The 5,464-nt window shown below is 70.4% G+C and carries 7 protein-coding genes; all 7 read right to left on the bottom strand.

The genetic code is table 11. The annotated features are described in order from the left end of the window. Positions 1–718, bottom strand: a 718-nt coding sequence (locus PKH97_RS13150) for an aminoglycoside adenylyltransferase domain-containing protein (RefSeq protein ID WP_324387957.1), incomplete at its 3' end; no start/stop codon positions are given. A 5-nt stretch (positions 719–723) separates the two neighbouring features. Further along, positions 724–1,644, bottom strand: coding sequence for a hypothetical protein (locus PKH97_RS13145; RefSeq protein ID WP_324387956.1), 921 nt, complete (start codon positions 1,642–1,644; stop codon positions 724–726). Continuing rightward, entirely contained in the window at positions 1,641–2,108 is a 468-nt protein-coding gene (locus PKH97_RS13140) for a hypothetical protein (RefSeq protein WP_324387954.1), read from the bottom strand. Before PKH97_RS13140 ends, PKH97_RS13145 begins: the two co-directional genes overlap by 4 nt. Positions 2,109–2,259: 151 nt before the next feature. Continuing rightward, positions 2,260–3,459 carry a signal recognition particle-docking protein FtsY gene (gene ftsY, locus PKH97_RS13135; protein ID WP_324387959.1) on the bottom strand — a complete coding sequence of 400 codons (1,200 nt, stop codon included), beginning with the start codon at positions 3,457–3,459 and terminating at the stop codon, positions 2,260–2,262. Between the two features lie 63 nt (positions 3,460–3,522). Beyond that, complete coding sequence (locus tag PKH97_RS13130; protein WP_324387953.1) at positions 3,523–3,789, bottom strand: hypothetical protein; 267 nt, start codon at positions 3,787–3,789, stop codon at positions 3,523–3,525. A gap of 188 nt (positions 3,790–3,977) precedes the next feature. Next, the gene (locus PKH97_RS13125; protein ID WP_324387952.1) at positions 3,978–4,424 is read right to left on the bottom strand and encodes a hypothetical protein; all 447 of its coding nucleotides are present in this window, start codon (positions 4,422–4,424) and stop codon (positions 3,978–3,980) included. Positions 4,425–4,563: 139 nt separating this feature from the next. Beyond that, positions 4,564–5,464: AAA family ATPase (locus tag PKH97_RS13120; protein WP_324387951.1), on the bottom strand; the 901-nt coding region annotated here is incomplete at its 5' end.

The following is a 5,464-nucleotide window of genomic DNA, read 5'->3' as shown; positions in this document are numbered from 1 at the left end:
CGGTGGCCCGCGCCGCGAGCGCCGCGTTCAGGGTCGGCGCCAGGTCAGGCTCGGCATCGGCGAGAGCCGTTGCGCCGGCGGATTTGGACAGCCAGCGCCCGTCGGTGAGCAGAACGATCAGGCGGGCGATATTGAGGGCGCGATTGGTCGAGGTGGCGTCGTCGCGGTCGTGCCACGCCTGCGACTCGGCCACGGCCGCTCGCAGCCGGGCAGCGGGGACGGCTGGGATCACCACGTCCGGCGCCGGTCCGTGCAGCGGGACACCGACCACGCGCGCCGCGGCCAGATCGAGCACGGCCCACCACCCGGGGCCGTCGTCCGGGCCGAGGGCCAGTAGGTCATCCCGGCTCCGCCCGCCGTTGACATTGAGCGCGAAGCGGACCGGGTCGGCGAGATCGACCACGTCGGGCCGGGCATAGACGACGAACTCCAGCCCCACGGCTGGGCACTCGAGCGCCGGGTGACGGACCCGTTCGCCGAGTGTTCGGCGCAACGATTCCGGGTGCCGGGAACCCGTGACGGCCAGGACATCGAGGTCACTGGTCCCCGGCTCATAGGCCCATTGCGCCGCGCTGCCGATCAGCCAGACCCCGAGCAGGTCGTCCTCAAAAGCCGCCTGGACCTCGGCGCTGACCGCATCGAGATAGACCTGCACCTCCGCCGGGAGTTCTGCAAGCCGGGGGTCCGCCCCTCTGGGCTCACCGGATGGAGGCAGCATGCGGCTCACCGTGCGCCCCCGTCCGCTGCTGCCTCGGGCATTCGTTCGCCCGCTGCCGCCTCGCCCGCTGCCACCTCGCCCGCGACGACGCCGACCCGACCGGAGCGGCGGGTCAGCCACCAGGAACGGAAGCGATCGGCATACGTCTCCAGGGGCAGGAAGGCGAGCATCATCACCAGGTGCGGCCAGAAGGCGATGGTGATCGAGGCATAGGTCACGGCGTGAAAGGCGAACCAGCCCATCACCATGCGGCGACGCCACTTCTCCGGGACGACAAAGATCAGCGGCGAGCTCATCTCGGCGACGAACAACCCCCATTGCGTCAGGTGCAGCAACTCGGGGACGTCGAGCAGCCACTTCACCCACGGCGTCCCGCGGCGCACCACCGCGCGGGCCATGGTTGCGGAGTTGACCCACTCCCAGCCCCCGAAGCGCACCTTCGCCCAGGCCGAGAGGAAATAGGTGGCAATCGCCGCGAGCTGCGCGGCCCGCAGCACGAAGCCGGCCGCCTCGCTCAGGCGCCGATCGCGCCAATAGGCGCTGCCGACCGTCGGCAGAAGGAGCAGGGCGACGATGAAGTCCCCGCGGTCGTGGTCGACCTTGCCATAGGCGTAGGCGACGTACATATACCAGATCCAGCACACCGCCACGACGGTGCCGGCCAGGCGCGGAAGGCGGCCAGTCGCGGCGACGAGCGCCGCGGCGACCGACCCCCATTTGAGCGTCTGGACGAGCACGACGGTCGCCGCCGGCAGATGGAAAAGCTGCCCCAACCGCAAGGGTTCGTACCAGATCGGGTCGACATAGCCGTGATACCAGCCGCTGGTCTGCAGCCAGAGCACGTCGATGACGACATAGAGATAGACGAGTGTGCGGAAGATCGCCAGCCGGCCGAGCGGCATCGCGGTGAAGAGCCAGCGCGTCATGGCGCCGCCCATTCGGCGACGAGGTCGTCGCGGTACTCGCCGGTCGGGCCGCCGCCCTTGAGCGCATAGTTGCGGATCAGCACCCGTATGCCGATCCACGCCGCCTCGTGCGGGCGCAGCTTCGCGTGGCTCGCCGCGAGCGTGCCGAGCATGGCCGGGTCGCGCGCGATCCGGTCGAGATTGCCCTCCACCTCGGCGCGGTTGAGGCCGACACTGTCGGGGTTGATCGGCGCCTGCGCCCACATCTCGGGCGCATTGGCGGTGCGCACCTGGATAAAGGTCGAGCGGACCGCACCATTGGGCGAGGTGGATGTGGAGAACATCCGCCACGGTGAGAACGGCCACCAGTCATCGTCACCGACGGTGGTCCCGCCCAGGAAGAGGACGGTCATCGCGACCACCGCGGCGGCCCGCCAGGCCTTCGCCGCCGGCCGCAGCCGCTGGGTCTTGGCCGTCGGTGCCATCGGCGGGGTCCGACTCACCCGCCCCCGCGGCGGGGCCTGTCTGAGCGACCTACCCGACTTCTCCACAGCGTGCTCCCCCAATGTCCCGCGCAGTATGGCAGTTGGGTCCGAGCAGGCGCCCCGCAGGCGCGCGGGGGCGGGTCGGGCAGGCTCAGGCCAGGATCGCGTCGACGAAGGCCTCGGGGTCGAAGGGCGCCAGGTCGTCCGGGCCCTCCCCCAGCCCGACCAGCTTGACCGGAACCCCGAGCTCGCGCTGGACGGCGACGACGATGCCGCCCTTGGCGGTTCCGTCGAGCTTGGTCAGCACGATGCCGGTGATGCCCACGACCTGGGCAAAGACCTCCGCCTGGCGCAGGCCGTTCTGGCCGGTCGTCGCGTCCAGGACGAGCAGGACCTCATCGATCGGTGACTGCTTCTCGACGACCCGCTTGATCTTGCCGAGCTCGTCCATCAGGTTGGCCTTGTTGTGCAGGCGACCGGCGGTGTCGAGCAGGACGACATCGGCTTCGAGTTCGATGCCGGCCTTGACCGCGTCGAAGGCGACGGCGGCGGGGTCGGCGCCGTCCTTGTGCGAGCGGACCGTGGGCACGCCCACGCGCGCCCCCCAGGTCTCGAGCTGGTCGGCGGCGGCGGCCCGGAAGGTGTCGGCCGCACCGAGCAGCACGTCCTTGTCCTCGGCGACCAGCACGCGGGCGAGCTTGCCGACGGTGGTGGTCTTCCCGGTGCCATTGACGCCGACGACCAGGACGACCGCGGGCCGGCCGTCGACGCGGGCAGAGGCGAGCGCGCGATTCATACCGGGGTCGACGAGGCGCAGCAGGTCGGTGCGCAACCAGCCGCGCACGGTCGCCTCGTCCGAGGTGCCGTGCACCTTGACCTCGGTGCGTAGTTGCTCGACGAGTTCATTGGTCGCGTCGATGCCCAGGTCGGCGGCGAGGAGGGTGTCCTCGACCTCTTCCCAGGCCGCGTCGTCCAGGCCGCCTCTGGTGAGAAGGGCGAGCAGGCCCTTGCCGAGGGCGGTGTTGGACCGCGCCAGCCGCGCCCGCAGGCGCTGGAGGCGGCCGACGGCCGTTTCCGGGCGTTCGAGGGTCGGGGTGACCGGCTCCTCGAGCAGGACATCGCTCTCGTCGGCCTCTGGAGGCGTGCCGCGCGGGGGCAGCGTATCCACGCCGCCCCCAGGATCCGCGGGGGTGGGCTGCGTCGGAATGGGCTGGGTCGGAGGAGGTGTGGACGTCGGGGGAAGGGTCGGGGTGCGACCGCGCCGGCCCGGGCGCAGGAACCCGACCACCAGGCCGACGAGGACGACGGCGAGGGCGCCCGCGATGACGAGCCATTCCCACAACTGATCGATCACGCGTTCACCTTTTCATGGTCGTCTGGCCAGCGATCCGCTCGGCAGCCGGCGAGGTGAGGGTCAGGCCTTGGTCTCGCCGGTGGCCTTGGTCTCGCTGGATCGGATCCTGGCGGCCGCGCCGGCAACCAGTTCGCCGGTGCGCGCGGCAGCCGCGTCGGTCCCTGCCTTCACCTTCTGAGCGACCTCTTCGCCCCGCGGAGTGAGCACGATGCGCCCCTCGCGGCGCGCCGGCACGACAACGAGTGCAAGCACGAGAAGCGAGACCAGGACGGCGATCAGGACCGGGATCAGGACGATCAGCATGATGTCAAGGGTCTCAAACGGCATACGGGCGGCCCAAATCGACACGCGTCGCCGGCGCCGCGGCTTCGTCGCCCCCCGGGCGCGTCCGCATCACACAGGACCGACGACGTATGCCGTCCGGCCACCCCTCCTTCCCGGCGTCGGCCACCCGCCGGGGACGCGAAAAGGTCCGCCCGGCGAGTGCCGGACGGACCCGTTCGTGACGCGATAGGTCAGACGGTGACGCCGTGGCGTGCCGGCACGAAGCGCACCTGGGCACTGAAGAACGTGCGGGTCTGGCCGTTCGAGACGATGGTGAAGGTGGCGGCCGTCCGCCAGACGCCCGGCGAGGCCGGGTTGGTGTCCGGGAACTGGACGTTGCGGTAGCCGACGTAGGCGGTCTTGACGGTCGGGTAGCCCTGGTTGCGCCAGATGCCGTTGACCTGCTTCTGCAGGGTGACCGAGCCGCGGATCAAGACGGTGCCACCGGCGCAGTAGATGACGCCCGCGCCCTTGGCGGTGCTGCCGACGCCGCCGACGATGAACGGCTTGTTGGCCTTGCCGTAGCAGGTCGCTGGAGCCTGAGCCCCCGCCGGAGCCGCGTTGGCGGCGGTGGGCAGCCCGGCAGCGAGCATGCCGGCCGCGGCGACACCGATGGCGGCGCGCTTGAACGTGTTCATGAGATTCCCCTCTCTCACCCCAGCCCAGTGCAGGGGCTCGGGCACCGAGGCTAGTCACGACCCCGGGAGGCAGTGCAACTTGGGAGCTGCCTTCATACGGCGGGTTTCCGACACACCCGGAAGCGTCGGATGGACGCCGTCACTCCGCGTCGGCGCCGGTCCGCATTCGCTGCGAGACCACGGCCGTCACGCCGTCGCCGCGCATCGAGACGCCGTAGAGGGCGTCGGCGACCTCCATCGTGCGCTTCTGGTGGGTGATGACGATCAACTGGCTCGAGGCGCGCAATTCGTCAAATAGCGTGATCAGACGCCCGAGGTTGGTGTCGTCGAGGGCGGCCTCGACCTCGTCCATGATGTAGAACGGGCTCGGCCGGGCCTTGAAGATCGCGACCAGAAGAGCCACCGCGACGAGCGAGCGTTCGCCACCGGAGAGCAGCGACAGGCGCTTGATCTTCTTGCCGGGCGGACGCGCCTCTACTTCGATCCCGGTGGTCAGCATGTCCGAGGGGTCGGTCAACGACAGCCGGCCCTCACCGCCCGGGAAAAGCCGGGCGAAAACCCGCTCGAACTGCTCCGCCGTGTCGTGGTAGGCCGCCGTGAAGACTTCCTCGACCCGCTGGTCGACCTCACGCACGATGTCGAGCAGGTCGCGTTTGGAGGCCTTGAGATCCTCCATCTGCTTGGTCAAGAACCCGTGCCGCTCCTCCAGTGCCGCGAACTCCTCCAGTGCCAGCGGGTTGATCCGCCCCAGTTCGCGCAGGCCGCGGTCGGCACGCCGCAACCGCTTCTCCTGCTCCTCGCGGACGTATGCCAGCGGGGCCACCGGCTCGGCCCCGTCCGGCACGAAGACGGGCACGAGGTGATGCGGGCCGAAGTCCTCGACGAGCACGTCCGGGTCGATGCCGAGTTCGTCGACGGCCTTGGCGCGCAGTTGCTCCACCCGAGCCTGCTGGGCGGCGCGGGCCACCTCGTCGCGGTGGACCTCGTCGGTCAGCGCGGCCAACTCGTCCTGAGCGCTCGCCTGCGCGGCGCGCAGCTCG

Origin of the sequence: Nostocoides sp. (assembly GCF_035343835.1) — a bacterium.
Classification (GTDB): domain Bacteria; phylum Actinomycetota; class Actinomycetes; order Actinomycetales; family Dermatophilaceae; genus Nostocoides_A; species Nostocoides_A vanveenii.
The sequence above is the reverse complement of the archived record's forward strand: the minus strand, read 5'-3'. Positions and strand labels throughout refer to the sequence as shown.